This is a genomic window from Mangrovibacter phragmitis (genome assembly GCF_001655675.1).
Lineage (GTDB): Bacteria > Pseudomonadota > Gammaproteobacteria > Enterobacterales > Enterobacteriaceae > Mangrovibacter > Mangrovibacter phragmitis.
This window is the reverse complement of the sequence record NZ_LYRP01000012.1, coordinates 329,552-350,558: the sequence shown is the minus strand read 5'-3', so window position 1 is coordinate 350,558 and position 21,007 is coordinate 329,552. Positions and strand designations below refer to the sequence as shown.

Below are 21,007 nucleotides of genomic sequence, written 5' to 3'. Positions count from 1 at the left end.
GTTTATTTTCAATGTTAGGTTTATTTTCAGGCCTGCGCTAGCACACTGTGAAAGTAACCACTTCGATTCAAGAGAGACGCCATGGAATCACTATTTTCATTTGGCATACATGCACTTTGGGATGAGTTGCGACAAATGACCACGGGTGGAATCTGGTGGGTAAATACAGACCGGGCTGAAGACGCGCAACTTGTTGCCAATAGTACCCTTGCAGCCCAGAGTAACCAGACTCTGGCCGCAGTTATCACTATGGGTGAAAACGCATCCTCAGTTATTGAATTAGATCAACATCACGGTCCTGAAAAAATCCAATTATTCAGCATGCCAGCAAATAAGAATAGTCTATACTCTTTATCTTCTGATCTCCTTTGCTCAGTCGTTCCTGATAACTACTTATTCATTTTTCTTGCAAAGGAAGGTTTCTGGCGGAGTATTTCTGGTGACGCCATTAAACAATGGCTTGCCAATATGAAGCGCTGGGTCAAAACGAATAACTGTGCACTACTCATCATCAACCCGGACAATAATTCAGATAAAGCCACATCATTACTCTCTAATCAGCATCAAAGCCTTTCGGGAATTGCATCAGTTCGCCAGGAGCAGGGAGAATATATTTTTGATGTCACTTTCTGGCTAAACAGGATGGGTGTTAGTGCCAGGCAACGTATTGCGTTGAATAAAGGTGAACGTGCCTGGTCAGTAAAACTTACAGAGAAGCATGAACCGCAACAGCGTAGTGATGAGCGGCAAATATTGAGCCATAGCGCAGTTCTGGAAGGCGCCCCCATATTATCTGAATACTGGTCACTGTTTGCTGACAACGAAGCCGTATTCACCGAAGCCCGCCATCACCATGCAGCCACCGCTATCTTTGCACTGGAAAATAACCAGCAAATTGACCACCTGGCAAGCTGTATTCATACGCTGCGTAAACAACGCGGTAGTGTGATAAAACTCATTGTTCGTGAAACCCATCCGGGGTTACGGGCCACCGATGAGCGCCTGTTAATGGCCTGTGGCGCGAATATTATTGTGCCTTATAACGCCCCGTTGTCGCGCTGCCTGAACATGATAGAAAGTGTTCAGGGGCAGTTTTTTACCCGCGATGTACCCGATGATATTTCATTACTAACCGCAAGCCTGCGTCCACTCAACCTGCGTGGTTTTCAACCATGGGATAAATTCTGCAACGCTGTTAAATCGGCACTGAGTAACCCCATGTCACCCAACGACAGTAAAGGTGTACTGGTAGCCCTGCGCCCGGTGCCTGGGTTGCGGGTTGAGCAATTATTAACCTTATGCAAAACAAACCGCATGGGCGATTTTGTTACTCTGGGTAATAACCGGCTAATGTTGTTTTTATCCTATTGCCGCATCAATGATCTGGATGTTGCCCTGCGCCATATTTTCCCGCTACCCGTTGGCGATATTATCTCCAACCGCGTGGTTTGGTTCGAAGATAACGACATTGCCGCAGAACTGACACAAATGCGCACCATCCCTGAAACCGACTGGCAAACACCGATATCACCCCATGACAATACGCCTTCGCCAGTCAATGCTGAGCACTCTGGCCGCATGTGGCGGCGAGTCCCAGTGCCACTGGACCTGTTACAACCCAGTACGGAGGGCCAGAGCTCATGATGAGCCTTGCTGATATTTTTCAATTAATTGTGCTGTGTGCCATCATTTTTCTGCCTCTGGGCTACAGTGCCAGGCGCTGGTTACCTGTTCTTCATTTACGCGTACGCCAGATTATGGGCAAGCCGCGTTACGTAAAACCTGTTGGGGTTTTACGCCGTAATACACCTGTCAGGGCAGACAAACATGACAAATAAAACACCATCGTCCTCTTTTTCTTCTTACTGGCAAGCCTGGCGAGGGCCGGGGGCATGGAACTTCTATTTTTTAGTTAAATTTGGCTTGCTGTGGGCGGGTTACCTGAATTTCCATGAGCTAAAAAATCTGGCATTTCTTGTTTTTTTATTACTGCCCATAAAATCTGACCGCCTGCATCGCATCCGCCAGTGGGTTGCCATTCCTATTGGTTTTGGTTTGTTCTGGCACGACACCTGGTTACCCGGCCCGGAAAGCATCCTTAGCCAGGGTTCACAAGTAGCAGGATTCAGTACCGATTACATTCTGGATCTGGTGACACGCTTTATTAACTGGGATATGGTCGGCGCGTTTTTCGTGCTCTTTGTTGGCTGGCTTTTCCTTTCACAGTGGATTCGCGTCACCGTGTTTGTGGTACTGGCGATGGTGTGGCTCAATGTGCTGAATATTGCCGGCCCTGCTATCTCATTGTTTCCGGCGACGGCAGCAGGCACCACAGCGCCCGCTGCGGCGGTTCGGGCCAGCGCTTCAGCTTCGGGTTCCCCAGTGATAATTGGCGATATCCCTGCACAAACCGCGCCTGCCAACTCTGCCAATATCAGCGACTGGCTCAACACGTTTTACAGCAGTGAAGCAAAACGTAAAACGCCTTTCCCGGCGTCGTTACCTGAAGATTCACAGCCTTTCCAGGTGTTGATTATCAATATTTGTTCGCTGGCGTGGTCCGATATTGAAGAGACAGGGCTTACCGCGCATCCGCTGTGGTCGCATTTCGATATCCTGTTTAAGAACTTTAACTCGGCTACCTCATACAGTGGTCCGGCAGCGATTCGCCTGTTACGTGCCAGTTGTGGGCAAAGCGCCCATAAAAATCTGTACCAACCAGCGGGTGAACAGTGCTACTTGTTTGATAACCTGGCGAAACTCGGCTTCCCAATGCATCTGATGCTTGACCACAACGGTCAGTTTGGTGGTTTCCTGAAAGAAGTTCAGGAAAATGGCGGGGTTTCTGTTCCACTGATGGATCAAAGCAAATTGCCGGTCAATCTGCTCTCTTTTGATAATTCACCCATTTACGATGATACTGCGGTGTTAGAACGCTGGATGAATACTGTTCCGGGTAATGAACGTAACGCCACCTTCTTTAACTTGTTGCCATTGCATGACGGAAACCATTTCCAGGGTAACAGCAAAACAGCAGACTACAAGCTACGTGCCCAAAAACTCTTTGATGAGCTGGATGCGTTTCTCACCCAACTGGAGAAATCAAACCGTCGGGTTATGGTTATTGTTGTACCCGAACATGGTGCTGCGCTCAGAGGCGATAAAATGCAGGTGTCCGGCCTGCGCGATATTCCCAGCCCATCTATCACTCATGTACCAGTAGGCGTAAAATTTATTGGAATGAAGGACCCACATCAGGGTGCGCCAATTGAGATCAACAGCCCCAGTAGCTATCTGGCCATATCTGAGCTGGTAGTGCGTTCGTTAGATGGCAAAAACTTTGTTGCTGACCATGTGGACTGGAATGCGCTGACCAGTGGTTTGCCACAGACTGCACCGGTATCTGAAAACGCGAATGCGGTTGTGGTTGAGTACCAGAATAAGCCATGGGTCAGGTTGAATGGTGGGGATTGGGTGCCTTATCCGCAGTAAGTGGGGGGTGGGGTTGTTTCCGTTCACTTTGCATAGTGTCATGTGTAGTTGTTTCCGTTCACCTGCAGTGTGGCTGTTTCCGTTCACCTGGACTGATGTGAAGGTTCCGTTCACCTGAAGTGAGGTGGCTAATGTGGCTTCACAGCCTGTGAACGGGCTAAAGGGGGCTCGCCCCCTTTGCAATCCCCGTTTTCGCGGGCGACCGGTGCAGTGTGGTACGCTCACCGGGGGTGGTTGTTTCCGTTCACCTGAAGTGATGCGCTCAATGCGGCTCCACAGCCTGTGAACGGGCTAAGGGGGCTCGCCCCCTTTGCAATCCCCGTTTTCGCGGGCGACCGGTGCTGCGCACTGCGTTCACCTCCGGGCAGTCAGCCTGCGGCCGGCTCGACTCGGCATCCATGCCTCGTTTCGCCTTATTCCGCCGTCCGGGCGGAATAACCTTGTCTTCCTTTCTCCGGTTCACCGATCTTACGCGAACAGGCCTCGCTGCAAGTAGTGGGGATTTTTGTGTGGTTTGGTGTGGCTGTATGTTCTGTGTCTGGTATGTCTTTTTGATGTTTTTGCTGAGATATGACAGGCGGGTGGGTTTGGGTGGCCTCTAAATCGTTGAGGCGTGCCTGGCGGGCCGGGGCTGCCTGCAGGACGCAGGCAGAGCGACGGGAGGCAGGATGCCGACTCGGAGCGGTACCCGAACAGGCCGCCGGGGTAAGCCGAATGTCCGCGAAGCGGCGATTTTGCCGGCCACAAAAGGGGGTGCAGGGGGCCAGTGCCCCCTGCGGGCGCCGGGCGCAGTGGGTGAGAGGAAGCAGTGTGATGGGTACGGCGCGCAATTTGCTCAGTACTGGCAGATTACTGTTACTGCGGTGACTGTTGTGTTTACTTTTCACTGTGTCAGTGTGGTGAAGGTTCCGTTCACCTGAAGTGATGCGCTCAATGTGGCTTCACAGCCTGTGAACGGGCTAAAGGGGGCTCGCCCCCTTTGCAATCCCCGTTTTCGCGGGCGACCGGTGCTGCGCACTGCGTTCACCTCCGGGCAGTCAGCCTGCGGCCGGCTCGACTCGGCATCCATGCCTCGGTTCGCCTTATTCCGCCATCCGGGCGGAATAACCTTGTCTTCCTTTCTCCGGTTCACCGGTTTTACGCGAACTGTCCCCGCTGCAAGTAGCGGGGTTTTTTGTGTTGTGCTGAGTGGCTGTTGGATTTGTGCCTGATATGTCTTTATTTGTTTGTTGCTGCGGGATTACAGGCGGGTGTGGTATCTGAATCATTGAAACGTGCCCGGCTGTGCGGGCACGTAAACTGGCTGTGGTGGTAACCAGTTAAGAATAACTGAGTACCTGGTGACTACATCCCTTGCGCGGCCATTGCAGACAGCAATTTCAGGCTGGCAGAGTAATAATCATCCTGACTGGTGACTTTCGTTTCCATACTGGTAAGGGTTCCCATTGTCAGGTCACGTACTGCCAGCAATCCACCCTGCATATTGTAGGGAGCTTGCTGGTTATCATTCACATTCACCCAGGCAGGGGTATGCAGACGGTCGAAACGGCCAAACCAGGTACGCCAGGGCATCAGTAACGCACTGTCAGGCTGATCCCAGCCAATGTAAACCGGGATACGTATAGCATCGTAGCTCATGCGCGCAGGCCACTGTTTGGCGGGTTCTGTATGCCCATCGGCATACAGAGAAACCCAGTCTGTCGGTAGCTTAGCTTCACCCAGATCCATTTTTTTCAGCAAACTTTGCCCGTCATTAATAAGTTGCGTCCACACTGCCAGATGGCTGCGTTTGGCAAACGCACGCCAGGCCGGGAATATAAAGTAAGATGGGTTCAGGTTGACATAACTATTGAGATTGAAACCACTGGCTCCGGGTAACATAACTTTCTGCCCGGCGAAATCAATAACGGTGTGCTTTATCAGTGCGTTGGTAATGGCATCTGAAGCCTTAAAATAAGCAGGATCACCCCACTTTTCCCCAGCCTTCAGTAAGGCCCAGGCAATCAACGCATCCCCATCGGTAGCATCGTTTTTATCTTCAACAGGATCGGGTGCCACCGGATTATAACGCCAGTAAAACAACCCGTTTTTTGGGTTCTTAAGGTGTGTATTGGTCCAGGTCCACATTTTATCGAAACTGCCCCGGTCATTTCCTGCCACTGCAAACAACATACCGAACCCCTGGCCTTCGGTATGGCTGACATTATGATTTCCGGTGTCAATGATTCGCCCATCTGCCATTAAAAAACGCGCTTTAAAATGCCCCCAGTCCACATCGGCATGTGCGAACGACGACATCACCAGTGACGCCATCAGCGCCACCAGTGCTAAACCCCGCTGTAACATAGTTTTCCTTAAAAACGTCCCTGATAACGGAACTGAACATCGGTCAATGACCAGGACTGGTCGCGCCACAGGGCTACACTGTCTTTACCGCCCTGTTGACGCATCCAACTCGCATATACGCCTTCCATCATAGCGCAAAATGCGTTACACCATCTGTTCTGTTCACGATCATGACGTGCTACCGGCAACGCCTGGTGGCGGATAACCATCGCGTTATCCTCCACATCAATATCCACAATCCCCCAGTTAAATTGTGCCAGACGGTTATTGATATGCGCTTCCAGCTCACCAACGGTCTCCGCTTCGGGCAGAGGGAATGCCTGCCCGAAAGAGATACCCATTTGTGTCAGGAACGGATGGCTGTCTTTCTCACCGACATTACGTACCATGCCATCGACCATAATGGTCAGCATGTCAAACCAGCCTGCCGGAGTCTGCTGTTGCTGGAAATACCTCAGAACAGCAGAATTTTGTTCATTCAACGCCATTATTAACGCTCTCCCAACATATAGCGGAACCACACCTGTGCGGTGCTTTCGTTGTAACTGCCGAAAGTGTCATAACCGACACGACCGCCGACAGTCATATCTTTGTTAATGTTATAGTCGACATCTGCGTGCAGGTTGTAGCCCATACCATTTTGGCTCTTGCCACCGTAGTACGCTTCTTTCGCCTGCCCTGCGGCCACATAACCTTCCAGTTGGGATTGCAAGTCCGGGTTATTCGGGAAGTATGCACTATTATCCTGACTGTAGGACTGGTAACCCAATGCCGCTCCTACAGACATTTTCCAGTTACTGAACCGCTGGGTATAATCAACCGGGAAGGAAACACTGATATAATTTTGTGGACTGAAATACCCACCCTGACCATAGGTGTAGTAACTCAGGTTTTTGGAAAAATCCATGTAACCGATATTAACCCCGGTTTTCAGTTCACGGTCGTCTGCCCGCAGTGGCCGCAAATAGAAACCAGCGGAACCTTCCACACTGGTATTACTGGCAACATTGGTACCTATATAGCTCCAGCCACCACCGCCAAAATAAAAGCCCACATCACCGTCATCATAGCTGAGTTGTACCGTGCCACCATTTTTAGTGACCTGCCCCCAGTGCTTACCGGAATATTTATCCAGAGCGCCAACATAAGACAGGAGGCTGTCTGTCATCGCCCTGCGTTCACCTTTAAAGATAACTTTCAGGTAATCCGTCAATTGTGGCGACCACTGAATACCACCTACCACGGTGTTCAGGTTTGGCCCCAAAGGAGTGGTTCCCACATCCAGCTTATAGCTGTCACCACTCAACGCCATACCAACTTCAACGCCAGAATCGCTCTGTGAGCCCTGGGAAGCTACATCTGGCAGAGTATTCCCGGCAAGTGACGATATCCCGTTCGCCTGTGCGACTTGTCCCTGAATTAGCGCGCCAGTGCCAAAGCGGCGGCTGGCATCAACAGATGAACTACCGGCATCCAGAGAGACGGGTGTGACGTTCAAATCAAGACGGGCATCGCCGAAAGGCACCGTAGACCACTGGAGCGGTGTTTTCACTTCCGTCAGTTTGCTCAGGCCACTTTCGCCATCACGACCACGAACGGCCAAATCGCCCTGCACCCAGGTTGACGTTTTATCATCAAGCTGTTGCATCATTTCATCGACCTGCCGCAGCGTACTACTTTGTGCGGATTCCACTGGCAAATCAGGGCGCACGGTATTCACTGGCGCAGTCTGTGGATTGCGCCCCATCTGCGCCACCTGCCATGGCATAGCTGAACCATACAATGATGAAGAGGTGTCGGCATAAGGCGTTGGTGAAGTTCCGTTAAATGGATTATCCGCCAGCACTAACCCGCCAATCATGGGCGATGTTGACGAACCTCCTGGCTGCAAGCCTACCAGTTGCCCGCGAGCATTGCGCAGGTAGGCCAGCGCTTGTTGATGATTACCTTCAGCTTCGGACAATCGCGCCATTAACAATAACCGGTCAGGTGTTTGCGTATCGCGTAATCCATTTGCCAGCGAACGAGCCTTTTTGACATCGCCACTGCTCAGCGCCACATCAATTGCGCCAACACGCGCATCCTGTTTCGGGGTATCTCTGGTCATCAGGTAGTCATAGACCACACCCGCTTCTTTGTTCATTTTGCCCGACTGATACAACCGCGCCATAGCGAACATCAGATCGGTATTTTGCGGATCCTGCTGCAAGGCACGGATCAGCTTGTCATATGCTGCCGCATAATTACCCTGTTCACGTAATTTATCCGCTTCATTGATAACGTAGCCATTACGGATCCCGGCCAGTTGCGTTGGTGTGCTGTTAGCCTGCAGTTCAGGGTTGGATAACAGTGTTTGTGCTTCGCTACGCAAGCCCGCCTGGTTTAACACCGCAACCTGGTCTGCATAGTCGCCAGCATTGCCTTTGACACCCTGAGCAATGCTGCTGCGCACGACCGCGACTGCCGAGGTCATGTCTCCACTTTGTGCCATCAAACGCGCCAGTTTCCCGGCATCTGCCGGGCTGTCCGGCACCTGGCCCGACAGCGCTTTCAGGGTGTTGGCAGCAGCCACCTGATTGCCGGAAGCCAGGTAACTTTCTGCGGTCGCCATTTGCAGGTTGAAATTCGCCCTTTGCGACAAATCCCGCATCTCACGGTTACGTGCGGAAGCTGGCACGCGGCCTATCAGCGTTTGTACCTGTTGCCAGGCGCCCTGATCACTGGCGAACAACGCAGCCGCATACAGAGACTCGGTACCTGAGCCAGCCCGGTATAATGGCGCCATCACATCGTTTGCCGCGGCATTATTCCCTTGTTTGTCCAGGATCCGCGCCAGATCAAGCCGTAACCAGGGGTTAGACGGCAGGCGGTTGATCCCCTGGCGCAAAATAGAAATGGCCTGCGTCGCATCGCCCCGGGCCAGCGCCTGCTGAGCCTGGCGGCGAATCGGATCCGCTGGCGAACCGTACCCACCTTTGGGCTGCAGTTTCGCCTGGAGTGATGCCGGCAGGCTTTGCAGCATAGCCTGCGCTTCGCCCGTTTTATTCTGATCACGCAGAACGTAATAGAGATTTTCTCTGGCAGCGGCATTGCCCGGAGAGCTGGTCAGAATATCCCGCAGCGTTTGCTCAGCCTGAGCATAATCTTTGGTACGGCGTAACACATCGGCACGGAACAGCTTCGCTGCCATACCTTTGTCTCCGCTCTGTTGCGCCAGGGGTGCACTCAGGGCCAGCGCCTGAGCAGTATTACCCTGTTTAAACGCCTGTTGAGCTTCGGCAAGTTGCCCATAAAATGCGGCATCCTCCCCTTGCTTCTGGCGCTCCGCAGATGCATCACCGCCTTGTTCAGCTGCCCGTTTCAGGTATTGTGCCGCTGCCTGGTAATTTCCCTGACGCTGAGCAACATAGCCCATCCCGGCCAGCGCATCTGCATCGGTCGGGTTGGCCTGCAGCACTTTTTCAAACTGGCTTTGGGCAGCAGCCAGATTACCGCTGTTCAAATCAGTAAAGCCCGCACCTTTCGCCGCCCCCCCTACATTTTTACGGTAATAAGCCAGCACATCGCTGTCTTTCGGGTGGCGTTGCATCCAGGTTTGATAATAGTGTTCGTCACCCGCTTTCGGCCCAAGCCACAACAGCGCCTGACGCAGGCTGCTGTCGGCCTCTTTGTTACCACTGGCCATCTCTTCGAGCAAATCAATCCCGTCACGGCGCGTGTCATCACGGTAAGTCAGCACCTTACCCAACGCCACGCGAGCTGCGTTATCCTGCGGGTGTTCAGCCGTTAACTGGCGCAACCCGGCAACGGCCTGCGGGTACAGCGATTTATCCCCCGCCATTGTCAGATAGTACTCTGGAGCAAGGCTCGCGGGTGGTTCATTGCCATTAAATAAGCCGCGCCAGGTGGATAACGCAGCAGAAATGTTGCCGCTGCGCGCCTGCTGGCGAGCTAATGCCAGTTGCCCCTGAGGGACTTGTTGCAATTGGCGGGCATTATCCAGCGCCTGAAGCTGTGGCGCGGCCGGGTCAGCTTTCGCCAACCGCGCACGCCATTGCGCAGATGCTTTCAGGTTACCGTTTTGTTGGGACCATAATGCCATCAGGTACAGTGCCTGAGTGTTGTTGGCATCCACCATCAACACTTTATTAAGCGACTGCATTGCCAGATCATCATGGGATTTTTCATGCCAGTAATTGGCCTGATCAAACAAGGCTTTTAACGCCGGGCTGTTAGCATCCGCCTGTGCCTGGTCAACTGCCATACCAAGGCTTAACACCCCGGACAGGCAGAAAGTCGATAGCACCTGGGCTGTTTTATGATTCATTTTTTTACCCACTGTTTTCACGAATCAGACTCCGGATTAAGACGATTACGGGCACGGCGTTTCAGTGCGCTGTACAGCGCAAGTCCCACCACCATACTCAGAATCAACCCCAAAATAGCCAACATGGCGCTGTGCTGGTTGGCGTACCAGATAATCCTCATATACCAGGGTAACTGGCCGCTTGGGAATTGAGGCCCGACACGGAAACTGCGCACGCCATTTTCGTCGGTAATCACTGCCGCATCCCCACGAATGGCAGCATTGATTTTTGCCGACATCAAATCGGTATGCAGACGGGAAAGCTGATCATCGTTACTGCCAATCGCCATCACCACAACACGCTGGTCATTCCATGGGGAGCGATAACTGACAAACCCACGCCATGCTTCGTTTGATGAAAAGTAGCGGTCTGCCTCCAGGCCATTCAGATTCCAGTTGCCTTCTACCCAGCGCTTAATTTTTTGCCAGTGAGAGGGTTCACGCACCCCCAACGTATGGTCACTGGTCATAAACGGCGAGTCTGCCAAAACGGCACGGTTAAAAGCTTCTTCACCCAGTGTGGAAACGGCCAGGATATCCCGGGAATCGAGCCAGGCTTTATTCGCGCCGCCTTCAGGCAGACCAAACAGCACCCGGTTATGGTTCAGTGCTGTTCCCGTCGCGTTACCTGAACGGGCCGCCAGATCCAGCAGTGTTGCTATTTGCGCATCATTCGGATACGACGGCAGTAATAACGCCGTTTGCGAATAATCCGCCAGGCGAGTGAACGGGAAGGACGCACCAACGAAATATGAGAGATTGGGTAACTGCGCAAAGTGGCGCGTATGGCTCAAATCAATCCATGAATCTTCGTCTATGCGGCTCTTAATATTATTGTTTAACAACACACCACAAGGCGCACTGGCTTTCGGCGTGATATTAAAATAGAGCGATAACTGGTTATCCCCATAGATCATATAAGGTTCCAGAGGGATATCAGCCCGCTCCTGACGCGCGTCCCCGCCCAGTTTGTGCCACAAACTTTCCAGGATCCCCTGCTTGTTAACTGGCAGGTTATGCAGGAACGTGTTGTTGAACGTCAGGTTCAGGTAAGACTTATCTTCATCAATCCAGTTTTCCGACGGGAAACGGTAGCTAATGCGCATCGGAATGGTATCGCCATCCCACAGGAATAGATCCGGTGCCGCACGGAAAGCCACCCGCAGCACATCATGCCAAATGCCGGTAACGGTCATGCTCTGATCTTTACGAATCAGCTCACTCAGGCGTACAGGGCGTGCAGTGGTTATCCAGCGTGGCGCGTCATAAGGCTTGCTGACCGGAATAGCCTGGGGTTTCACTGCCAAAGACGCCGTTTGCGGTTTAAATTGCCCGCGCGTCAGGCGCCAGGCGGCAGCCCGCAACTGGCTGTCGTCCTTACCTACCACCAGCAACAATTTGTAAACCGGGTTGCCCGGGTTATCAATAACTTGCAGCAGAGGGCCATTACTTTGCGGCAGTTGCACCCCGGCGATAATATCCCCCGGCGCGCCAATCAGAATGCCGTTCTTTTCTGGCAATGTATTGGTCTGCACATCAAAAGAAACACCACGATAATCTGCCTGAATCCCCATCCAGGAAGCAATCAATGCTGCCGCACTCACTTCATCCGGGGTAAATTTCTCGGGGAAAGCGATGGAGATAGAAGCCGGTGTCATCTGCATCGTATCGAAGAAAGGACGTGGAAAGTGGCTTAAATCCGAGCCGATATTCAGTTGCTGTCCTTCCAGCTCCAGATGTGTGGTTGGCAATATCGTTACCTGATATTTATCCGTCAACTCACGCTGGCATAATAAGGCATCACCATCATTGATTTTAAAACTGAGGTTGTTACTCGACACCACCAGTGCTGCCGGAACATCCATCTGGTAAGTCGTATCATCCGATTGCGCCGAGCCCAAAGGCACCGTACCCAATGGTTGTCCATTCATCATCAGTTGCAGCGTCGTGTTACGCGCTGCCAGTGCGGGCGAAACTTTCAGGTTGAGAACCAATTGCGCCGTAGTTATCACTTCGTCGCTGGGCAGCGTGAAGTTAATCCCGGCCTGCAACTGACCGCCACTCAAAGCCAGCCCCAAAGGCTGCCCCATTTGTGCCAGCGTAATATTGCTGACCGTTGCCTGAGTAATACTGCCCGCCGCCATATCTGGGGCGTCTGTCGTAGCTGGTGTCGGTGCTGGTAAATCCAGTGGCAGAGCACTCACATCAGAACCTGGCGCACCTGTGGCGCCGGATTCTAACGGTGCTGAAGCGCTTTGTGTTGCCGTGGGCCCAGAAGATGTGGACGCCTGTTCAGCCGCACGCAACGAACCCGACAACACCACACACAGTGAAAGCGCATACCATCGCATCCATTTCATACTGCGCTCTCCTCCTCATGATCCGCCATTCTCGCCAGTTTCTTTTCCCGACGCATTTTTTGGCGGTCTTTCCAGGTGAACCAGAACAAATCAAAGACACAACGGGCAATCGTCGCCAGAGAACGGAACGGGTTATCCTGCGGTTTCGGTGGCTGTACCCAGGCATCGGCACGGGAAAGCACCACCCGCACCAACTCCCGGCGACGTGCTAAAGGAATGTCATCAAACATGAGGCGAATATCGTTATCCTGGTGGTCTTCAGAAGAAATCACGCGTACTGGAATACTTATCGCCCCGGAGTTCAACTGCAGTTCCACTTCCTCTATTTCATCATTCAGATGCCGGTTATCTGGTGCCACAAGGCGGCATCCCCCCATAGAAAGATCCCGGGTTTCTGTCCGGGAAGAAACACCACTGGCATAGTGAATAACCGCCGGAATAGTCACATCCAGGCGAATCGTTTTACGGGTTTGGCGCGTTTCACGCGCAACCGCAATCGCGCCCATCAGGAAGAACAGGCTGTATAACCCCCACCCCACGTTCAGGGCAATAACGTTCGGGTCCACGGTAAAATAGTTAAATGCCACAGCACGCACAATGCCTGCTACGACGGCAATCGCCAGCAAAATAGCGATAATGACGTGAGGGCGAACAATGCTGAAATCGAAATAACCGACGTTCAGCAACCCGCCTTTGTCCGTTACGTTAAATTTGCCTCGTTTGGGGAAAATCATGGTAATCATCGTTGGCAAGGCAATATGGAACGCCAGCACCAGGTCGTATATTTCGCCCCAGAAGCTGTAACGGAAGCGGCCATTAAGACGCGAACTGACAAAAATAGAAATCAGCAAATGCGGCAACGCATAAGCAAAAATCAGGCTGGCGGAAGAGTGAATAATATTCAGGTTAAACAACAAGTAGGCCAGCGGCGCAGTTAGAAACGCAATACGCGGTAGCGCAAACTGGAAGTAGAGCATCGCACTCAAATAACACAGCCGTTGTTGCCAGTGCAGCCCACGCCCCCACAACGGGTTATCAAGACGAAAAATCTGCGTCATACCGCGCGCCCAGCGAGTACGCTGAATCACATGCAGAACCAGACGTTCCGTTGCCAGGCCAGCGGCCAGAGGAATCCCCAGAAAAGCCGATTTCCACCCCAGACGCTGCATTTTCAGCGCCGTATGGGCATCTTCCGTTACCGTCTCAACAGCAAAACCACCAATTTCTTCCAGTGCGCTACGGCGGATAACCGCACAAGAGCCGCAGAAGAATGTCGCATTCCAGTTATCATTGCCCTTCTGAATCGGGCCATAAAATAACGACCCCTCGTTGGGGATATTCAGGCCGCGTGACAGATTACGTTCAAATGGATCCGGGGAGTAAAAATAGTGTGGTGTCTGTAACAGCGCCAGTCTCGGATCCTGCAGGAATGAACCAACTGTTGCCTGCAAAAAGACACGGGTGGCGACATGGTCACAGTCAAATACGCAAATCAGCTCACCATTGGTCAGTTTCATTGCATGGTTCAGGTTACCCGCTTTGGCATGGGCGTTGTTGGTACGAGTGATATAACCCACGCCGACATCAGCCGCAAACACCGCAAATTCGCTACGCTTCCCATCATCCAGTAAATAGATTTTTATTTTATCTTTAGGATAATCAAGACATTGTGCAGCCAGGACGGTATCCCGTACCACTTCCAGACTTTCATTGTATGTAGGTACATAGACATCAACCGTCGGCCACAGCGATTCATCTTCCGGCAATGGCACAATTTTGCGCTCAAGGGGAAACATGGTTTGCAGATAGCTGAGCAGCAACATCACCCAGGTATAGAGTTCGGCCAAAAACAGGCCAATCCCTAAGATAGCTTCAATTTCAGAATTAAAGTGCAACGTTTGTGTCGCCCGGAAATAGATATAACGGGTAGACATCAAAATTGATGCCAGCACCAGTACAATCGAAATACCGCGCTTCTTACTCAACCATCCTAAAACAAACAGGCACGCCATACTGATCAGGCCAAAGATATACTGCTTCTGGCTATCCATAGGCGTAATAATGATCAGTACCGCTACTGGTGCCAACACAAGTAGCAGCAGATAAAACTGGAACTTTTTCATGGCAAATCCCGAGGGTAATTAATAGCCCGATAGTTTGGGGCTGGCGTGAACTTCACCATCCCCGACTTTGACACCCAAAATACTGGCGACTTTTTTACTAATGATTTCGATGTCAAACGCTGCTGCTGATGCCGGGCTGAACTCGAAAATCGATTTTTGCGCTGCATGCGCTTCCACAACGCTTTCATCACGGTGGACCACACCCAACAAACGTTCACCCAGCCGCTCCTCCATAAAGGAAGTAACATCACGGCTAATATGGCGGCGCGTATCAGCCTGGTTAATTAAAAAATAGTGGCCAGCACGGTGATTCAGCGGCCCGCCAATCATGCGCTGATTCTCAACCTGGGGAAGCAGCGACAACGAAGCTGTATCCGCCAGCATGGTGACTAAATTGAGATCAGCGATAGAGGCAATCGCTTTCAATGCAGGCCCGGGGCCCGGAGGAAAATCAGCAACAACCACAAGCCCGGGGTAATTCAGCAGAGTGCTCAGGCCTCGCGCCAGAAAATGTTCGTCATTCGCCAGACGGTCTTCAAATGCAACACGTTGCTCTTCTGTGCTGTCGCCATATGGCAGCACAAAAATATTTCCACCTGTTGTAAGCACATACTGGCTCCAGTCAGGGTTTTCCATTGATTTGGCAACATAACCACGCCCGTCGGACAACGGCACACCAAAATGCAGGCGCAGCGCATTTTGTACGTCAAAATCAATAGCCAGAACTTTGATGCCTGAACGTGCCAGGGCATAAGACAAATTCGCTGCTACGGTGGTCTTACCGACACCGCCTTTAGGCGAGCAGACGCAAATTAACGGCATGAGGCTATCCTTTCCAGCAAAGGTTTTAATGGCATTTCTTTAACCGCTGAGCGTGGTGTGTTGCCCGCAGAAGACGGCGCAAACAGCTGAGCAAAGTTAATCTTCCCGTCAGAGGAAGGTGGGGCAGAAACAGGTTCAGGGTGGCGAACAGATGGCCGCACCACCCGAGGTTCAGCCATAGCGTCAGGTGAGTTCACCAGCGCATCGCCTGGTGGTGTGCCGGCAAGAGCCGCCATAATGGGAGCATCAGTTTCCAGTGGTTGTACCGCTGGTGCATTTTCCGGTACAGGGTCAGGGGCAATGCCCTGTGGTTGCGGTGCAACAGGTTTAGTGGGTACCACCGGTGATATTGCGTTAGCCGGGACTTTTACTGACACAACTTTAGGCATCATCGCCATTTCTTTCAGTAAAGAAGGTGCAGATTCATCCACCGGGCGAGGCGCAGTGTTGACAACCTCAGTAGTCCAGGTCACAGGTGGTAATGAATTTGTCGGTGTTACTGCAGCACGGGAACCAGCTGGTACATCAAACGTACCCGGTTTAACTGCATCCGGTGCAGTAACAGAAGTATGGCCCGCGCCACGAAATGGCGAGTCCTGGGCACCATCACTACTTCCCTGTGTCAGCTGGCTAAAAATCACATTGCTTCCCGCACCGAGCCCCTGTTTCTCAGCTGACATATCTTTAAAATCGATAGAACCAGTATGGGTTTTATCTTTAAATCGCTGCAGATCATCATAGCTGTTCATAGGAGTACTCTAAGTTGCAAGTGTATTCATATCAGGATAACAACGAAACCTGACATACATATTATGATTATGAGTAGAGCGCAGAGAGGAAATATGCGTAATAACCTGCGTCATTTTGAGCAAGAACGCGCTGTTCAAAAATTGCGCCGATATTTAGCGTTAATATATCGACTCTCACTGTCATCGCGCTATCTTTTTTTTAGCACAAAAACCACAAATTTTTTATGACCACAAAATACAAATAATATCGTATTTAATATTGATTTTTAACACATTAATCAGCAAATAACACTAATTTATATTTTATATTCAGCATTTAAAACTATTAACACTTTGTGCTTTGTACATTAAATGTTACCCAGAGAAATATTTAGAAATATAATTTCTCTATCAATAAAACACCCTAAAGATGATTCCTGAACAGTTTAATTGCATCCCGATACTGCTCCCTACCAGTTTTTGTAGGCCAAGTTTCAGATAAGCCTTATAACGGTATATTCACAGAAAATTTGCCATTAAAAGCATACAACCTGCCATCATAACCATGGTTATACTAACAACCTACTGATAGCTATAAATAACGACAGCATAAAATGCCAAAGGAATGGCAATTTTGTACGTGCATGTGAAGTAACACGCCAGGTGCGTACCAGAAAGCGAAGTCAGGAAAGAAAAATAACGTAAGAAAAAGGTTACAGAAGACAGGCAGGCTCATCTGTACAGCGAGCCTGCCTGTAACACATCACTTAAACTGTGTGCGCATTTTCATCCTGGTCAACCGCGAAGCAGGCAACCAACTGACCACGATAATCTTTCAAATGTGGCTGTAGCTGTGTGCACTGACCAAAGCGGCGGGTGCAACGCGCATTAAACGCACAGCCCGGAGGTGGGCTGAGCGGGCTGGGTAGTTCTCCCGTCAACTTAATACGCTCGCGCCGTGATTCCGGGTGAAGACGCGGGGTGGCAGACAGTAATGCCTGAGTGTAAGGGTGCCGGGGGTTATCAAAAATAGCATCTTTGCTGCCTTTTTCCACACAACGCCCGAGGTACATCACCATCACTTCATCAGCAATGTGTTCAACCACAGACAAGTCGTGTGAAATAAAGACATAAGACAGCCCCATTTCCTGCTGTAAATCCATCATCAGGTTCAGTACCTGCGCGCGTACAGAAACATCCAATGCAGACACAGGTTCATCGGCAATCACTACATCCGGGTCCAGCATCAGACCACGGGCAATGGCAATACGCTGACGCTGACCACCAGAAAACATATGTGGATAACGATCATAGTGTTCGGTTTTCAGGCCAACTTTCGCCATCATCGACAAGGCTTTCTCGCGCCGTTCCTGCTTTGACAAATCAGTATTGATAAGCAAAGGCTCTTCCAGAATCTGCCCCACTTTCTTACGCGGGTTTAATGATGCGTAAGGGTTCTGGAACACAATCTGAATTTTCTGGCGGCGCAGCTTCTGTGCATGAGGGTCTGGTTTAAGTAAATCCTGACCTTTGTAATACAGTTGCCCACCGGAAGGGGTTTCTATCATCGTCAACAGGCGGCCAAGGGTGGATTTACCACAACCGGATTCACCGACGATAGCCAGCGTTTTGCCTCTTTCCAGTGTGAAAGAGACACCATCAAGCGCCTTGACCAGTTGCTCCTGGGCAAACATCCCCTTCTTCACCGGGTAGTGTTTTTTTAAATCGATAGCCTGCAACAAGTGCTGTTGCGCGTCGGCCTCATGGGTACTCATACTGTCGGCCTCCCGGCATCATCAAGGGGATAGTGGCATTTAGACTGACGCCCGTGTTCCAGTTCGTGCAAAGACGGCTCCTCAGCCCGGCATTTATCCGTGGCATAAGGGCAACGCGGGTTAAGCAGGCAGCCTTGCGGGCGGTCATATTTGCCGGGAACCACACCGGGAAGCGACTCAAGGCGCGCCTTGTCCTGAGCAAACTCGGGTAAGGCACGCAATAAAGCCTGGGTGTATGGGTGACGGGGTGCGCGGAAAATATCCTTCGCACTGGCCGCTTCAACCACCTGGCCGGCATACATCACGATGATTTTATGCGCCGCCTCAGCAACCAGCGCCAGGTCATGGGTGATAAGCACCAGCGCCATGTTTTCCTGTTGCTGCAATTCCAGAAGCAGTTCAATAATCTGCGCCTGAATGGTCACATCCAGCGCAGTCGTTGGTTCATCCGCAATCAACAATTTTGGCCGGCAGGCTATCGCCATGGCTATCATTACACGCTGGCTCATCCCCCCGGAAAGCTGGTGTGGATACACATCCAGACGTGATGCCGGGTCCGGGATGCCCACCTGATCCAACAGGTCGATTGCCCGCTGGCGACGGGTTTTTTTATTGCCCCCCTGGTGCACCTTAATGGCTTCCATTATCTGGTAGCCAACGGTGTAACACGGGTTCAGGCTGGTCATCGGATCCTGGAAGATCATCGCCACTTCTGAGCCCACTAACTGGCGACGCTCGCGCTCGGAAATTTTCCGTAAGTCACGGCCATTAAATTCCAGGCTGTCCGCCATTACCCGGCCAGGAAAATCAATCAGGCCCATAATTGCCAGAGAACTGACGGATTTGCCCGAACCGGACTCACCGACAATCCCCACGACTTGCCCCTGACTCACACTATAGCTAATGCGGTCAACGGCACGGAATGGCGCATCTTCTTCACCGAAGTGCACCGATAAACTGTCTACATTCAATAACGCCATCGGGTGCCTCTTACTGCTTGAGTTTGGGGTCAAGTGCATCACGCAGGCCATCACCCATCAGGTTGAAAGCCAGCACGGCCAGCAAAATCGCCAGCCCCGGGAAGGTCACCACCCACCAGGCGCTTTGCGCAAATTGCAAAACGTCAGCAAGCATGGTGCCCCATTCTGGTGTTGGTGGTTGAGCCCCCATACCCAGGAAACCCAACGCAGCCATATCCAGAATGGCGTTAGAGAAGCCCATTGATGCCTGCACAATTAACGGTGCCAGGCAGTTAGGGAAAATATTGACGAACATTTGGCGCATTGCACCCGCACCGGCCACACGGGAAGCAGTTACATAGTCGCGGTTCACTTCGACCAGCACTGCCGCACGGGTTAAGCGCACATAGTGTGGTAAGGCGACGAAAGCCAGTGCCATGGAAGCATTCACTATTGATGGGCCAAAAATCGCCACCAGCACCAGCGCCAGCAGCAAGCTTGGCAGAGCCAGCATAATATCCACCACACGCATGATGATGGTATCCACTGTACCGCCAAAATAGCCAGCCACCAGGCCCAGTACAATCCCCATAACCAGAGACAGCAGAACGACCATGCACCCTACCAGCAGGGATAAACGCGCGCCGTACATCAGGCGGGAAAGAATATCGCGGCCCACATCATCAGTGCCCAGAATAAACTTCCAGCTGCCACCGTCCGCCCAGACAGGTGGATGCAACAATGCATCGCGGAACTGCATTGCCGGGTCATGAGGGGCGACAAAATTAGCGAACAGCGCGATAAGCAGCATCAGGGTGACGTAGACCAACCCAATCACTGCACCTTTATTACGTTTAAAGTAGTGCCAGAACTCCTGAAACGGTGTCATCGGCACCGGGGCTGTCACCACGTTGTTTTCAGTTACTTGCGTCATGATAACCCCTTACTTCTTATGCCGGATACGCGGGTTCACCACGCCGTACAACAGGTCGACAATCAGGTTCACCAGAATAATCAGTGTCGCGACCAACAACACACCACCCTGCACCACCGGGTAATCCCGTCGTTGCAGTGCTTCAATCAACCAGCGACCAAGGCCAGGCCAGGAGAAAATGGTTTCGGTCAATATCGCACCCGCCAGCAATGTACCGACCTGCAGACCAATAACCGTCACCACCGGCAGCATGGCATTCCGCAAAGCATGCACCACAATCACACGCAGGCGGCTCAGGCCTTTGGCCCGGGCAGTGCGAATATAATCCTCACCCAGCACTTCCAGCATAGCGGAACGGGTCATACGCACAATGACCGCCAGCGGGATGGTCCCCAACACAATGGCAGGCAGAATCATATGTGCCACGGCGTCAATAAAATCACCCGGTTGCCCCCAGATTGCGGTATCTATCAGCATAAACCCGGTCAGAGGTAGCGAATCGTCAAGGAAGACCGTGTCGCCTATACGCCCGGAAACAGGCGTCAGGTTCCAGTGCACAGACACCAACATAATCAGCATCATCCCCCACCAGAAAATTGGCATGGAATAACCTGTCAGTGCCAGGCCAATAGCGGTATGGTCAAAAATCGAACCGCGTTTTACCGCCGCCAGTACCCCAACAGGAATACCTACAGCAACAGCAAAAATCATGGCGCACACACCCAGTTCCAGAGTCGCTTTGAAACGAGGAACAAATTCTTGCCAGACAGGCAGACGGCTTTTCAGGGAGATACCCAAATCCCCGTGCAATACGTTCCAGATATAGGTGACGTATTGCTGCCAGAGTGGTTTGTTTAACCCTAATTGGGCCAGCAGTTGAGCATGGCGTTCGGGGGAAATCCCGCGCTCACCCGCCATGATCATCACCGGATCTCCCGGAATCATGTGGACGAAAGCGAAAGTAACAAGGGTTATACCTATAAACGTTGGGATAACCAATCCCAGACGTCGGAGAATGAACTGCAACATTAGCCGGATTCTCTATCATCTTCCGCTACCAGGTGGCAGCGAAATGTATTGCTCACAACGTACATCGGTTCTG

Annotated in this window: 15 protein-coding genes; 4 read left to right on the top strand and 11 right to left on the bottom strand. The window is 51.7% G+C overall.

The genetic code is table 11. The features are described 5' to 3' along the window. Positions 1 to 81: 81 nt before the first annotated feature. The 4 genes from bcsE (at position 82) to A9B99_RS11855 (ending at position 4,412) form a co-directional block, all read left to right on the top strand. Complete coding sequence (gene bcsE, locus A9B99_RS11870) at positions 82 to 1,644, top strand: cellulose biosynthesis protein BcsE (RefSeq protein WP_064597734.1); 1,563 nt, start codon at positions 82 to 84, stop codon at positions 1,642 to 1,644. Next, positions 1,641 to 1,838 carry a cellulose biosynthesis protein BcsF gene (bcsF, locus tag A9B99_RS11865; RefSeq protein WP_064597732.1) on the top strand — a complete coding sequence of 66 codons (198 nt, stop codon included), beginning with the start codon at positions 1,641 to 1,643 and terminating at the stop codon, positions 1,836 to 1,838. The genes bcsE and bcsF overlap by 4 nt, the downstream gene beginning before the upstream one ends. After that, positions 1,828 to 3,492, top strand: coding sequence for a cellulose biosynthesis protein BcsG (gene bcsG / locus A9B99_RS11860; RefSeq protein ID WP_064597730.1), 1,665 nt, complete (start codon positions 1,828 to 1,830; stop codon positions 3,490 to 3,492). Before bcsF ends, bcsG begins: the two co-directional genes overlap by 11 nt. Positions 3,493 to 4,160: 668 nt before the next feature. Beyond that, on the top strand, positions 4,161 to 4,412 hold the full coding sequence (locus A9B99_RS11855; protein WP_064597728.1) for a hypothetical protein: 252 nt from the start codon (positions 4,161 to 4,163) through the stop codon (positions 4,410 to 4,412). A 424-nt stretch (positions 4,413 to 4,836) separates the two neighbouring features. Here the strand turns inward: A9B99_RS11855 and A9B99_RS11850 are convergent, their stop codons facing one another. From A9B99_RS11850 to dppB, 11 genes are all read right to left on the bottom strand, one after another. Beyond that, positions 4,837 to 5,838, bottom strand: coding sequence for a glycosyl hydrolase family 8 (locus tag A9B99_RS11850; protein WP_064597726.1), 1,002 nt, complete (start codon positions 5,836 to 5,838; stop codon positions 4,837 to 4,839). An 8-nt stretch (positions 5,839 to 5,846) separates the two neighbouring features. Then, on the bottom strand, positions 5,847 to 6,326 hold the full coding sequence (bcsD, locus tag A9B99_RS11845) for a cellulose biosynthesis protein BcsD (RefSeq protein WP_064597724.1): 480 nt from the start codon (positions 6,324 to 6,326) through the stop codon (positions 5,847 to 5,849). A gap of 2 nt (positions 6,327 to 6,328) precedes the next feature. Further along, entirely contained in the window at positions 6,329 to 10,165 is a 3,837-nt protein-coding gene (locus tag A9B99_RS11840) for a cellulose biosynthesis protein BcsC (RefSeq protein ID WP_064598043.1), read from the bottom strand. 17 nt (positions 10,166 to 10,182) lie between these two features. Beyond that, positions 10,183 to 12,564, bottom strand: a complete 2,382-nt coding sequence (gene bcsB / locus A9B99_RS11835; RefSeq protein WP_074388797.1) for a cellulose biosynthesis cyclic di-GMP-binding regulatory protein BcsB — start codon at positions 12,562 to 12,564, stop codon at positions 10,183 to 10,185. Next, positions 12,561 to 14,687: a UDP-forming cellulose synthase catalytic subunit gene (gene bcsA / locus A9B99_RS11830; RefSeq protein WP_064597722.1), complete on the bottom strand. Its 2,127-nt coding sequence runs from the start codon at positions 14,685 to 14,687 to the stop codon at positions 12,561 to 12,563. The genes bcsB and bcsA overlap by 4 nt, the downstream gene beginning before the upstream one ends. 18 nt (positions 14,688 to 14,705) lie before the next feature. Next, on the bottom strand, positions 14,706 to 15,509 hold the full coding sequence (gene bcsQ, locus A9B99_RS11825) for a cellulose biosynthesis protein BcsQ (RefSeq protein ID WP_064597720.1): 804 nt from the start codon (positions 15,507 to 15,509) through the stop codon (positions 14,706 to 14,708). After that, on the bottom strand, positions 15,500 to 16,258 hold the full coding sequence (bcsO, locus tag A9B99_RS11820) for a cellulose biosynthesis protein BcsO (RefSeq protein ID WP_064597717.1): 759 nt from the start codon (positions 16,256 to 16,258) through the stop codon (positions 15,500 to 15,502). Before bcsO ends, bcsQ begins: the two co-directional genes overlap by 10 nt. A 746-nt stretch (positions 16,259 to 17,004) precedes the next feature. Beyond that, entirely contained in the window at positions 17,005 to 18,012 is a 1,008-nt protein-coding gene (gene dppF / locus A9B99_RS11815) for a dipeptide ABC transporter ATP-binding subunit DppF (RefSeq protein ID WP_064597715.1), read from the bottom strand. Then, the gene (gene dppD, locus A9B99_RS11810; RefSeq protein WP_064597713.1) at positions 18,009 to 18,992 is read right to left on the bottom strand and encodes a dipeptide ABC transporter ATP-binding protein; all 984 of its coding nucleotides are present in this window, start codon (positions 18,990 to 18,992) and stop codon (positions 18,009 to 18,011) included. Before dppD ends, dppF begins: the two co-directional genes overlap by 4 nt. Positions 18,993 to 19,002: 10 nt before the next feature. After that, complete coding sequence (gene dppC, locus A9B99_RS11805; RefSeq protein ID WP_064597711.1) at positions 19,003 to 19,905, bottom strand: dipeptide ABC transporter permease DppC; 903 nt, start codon at positions 19,903 to 19,905, stop codon at positions 19,003 to 19,005. 9 nt (positions 19,906 to 19,914) lie between these two features. Next, the gene (gene dppB, locus A9B99_RS11800) at positions 19,915 to 20,934 is read right to left on the bottom strand and encodes a dipeptide ABC transporter permease DppB (RefSeq protein WP_064597710.1); all 1,020 of its coding nucleotides are present in this window, start codon (positions 20,932 to 20,934) and stop codon (positions 19,915 to 19,917) included. Positions 20,935 to 21,007 lie beyond the last annotated feature (73 nt).

Coding starts and splice junctions, on each gene's coding strand:
- dppF (WP_064597715.1), bottom strand. CDS start 18,012: ATGAGTACCCATGAGGCCGACGCGCAACAGCACTTGTTGCAGGCTATC.
- bcsE (WP_064597734.1), top strand. CDS start 82: ATGGAATCACTATTTTCATTTGGCATACATGCACTTTGGGATGAGTTG.
- bcsD (WP_064597724.1), bottom strand. CDS start 6,326: ATGGCGTTGAATGAACAAAATTCTGCTGTTCTGAGGTATTTCCAGCAA.
- bcsG (WP_064597730.1), top strand. CDS start 1,828: ATGACAAATAAAACACCATCGTCCTCTTTTTCTTCTTACTGGCAAGCC.
- A9B99_RS11850 (WP_064597726.1), bottom strand. CDS start 5,838: ATGTTACAGCGGGGTTTAGCACTGGTGGCGCTGATGGCGTCACTGGTG.
- dppB (WP_064597710.1), bottom strand. CDS start 20,934: ATGTTGCAGTTCATTCTCCGACGTCTGGGATTGGTTATCCCAACGTTT.
- dppC (WP_064597711.1), bottom strand. CDS start 19,905: ATGACGCAAGTAACTGAAAACAACGTGGTGACAGCCCCGGTGCCGATG.
- bcsF (WP_064597732.1), top strand. CDS start 1,641: ATGATGAGCCTTGCTGATATTTTTCAATTAATTGTGCTGTGTGCCATC.
- bcsA (WP_064597722.1), bottom strand. CDS start 14,687: ATGAAAAAGTTCCAGTTTTATCTGCTGCTACTTGTGTTGGCACCAGTA.
- dppD (WP_064597713.1), bottom strand. CDS start 18,992: ATGGCGTTATTGAATGTAGACAGTTTATCGGTGCACTTCGGTGAAGAA.
- bcsQ (WP_064597720.1), bottom strand. CDS start 15,509: ATGCCGTTAATTTGCGTCTGCTCGCCTAAAGGCGGTGTCGGTAAGACC.
- bcsO (WP_064597717.1), bottom strand. CDS start 16,258: ATGAACAGCTATGATGATCTGCAGCGATTTAAAGATAAAACCCATACT.
- A9B99_RS11840 (WP_064598043.1), bottom strand. CDS start 10,165: ATGAATCATAAAACAGCCCAGGTGCTATCGACTTTCTGCCTGTCCGGG.
- bcsB (WP_074388797.1), bottom strand. CDS start 12,564: ATGAAATGGATGCGATGGTATGCGCTTTCACTGTGTGTGGTGTTGTCG.
- A9B99_RS11855 (WP_064597728.1), top strand. CDS start 4,161: ATGCCGACTCGGAGCGGTACCCGAACAGGCCGCCGGGGTAAGCCGAAT.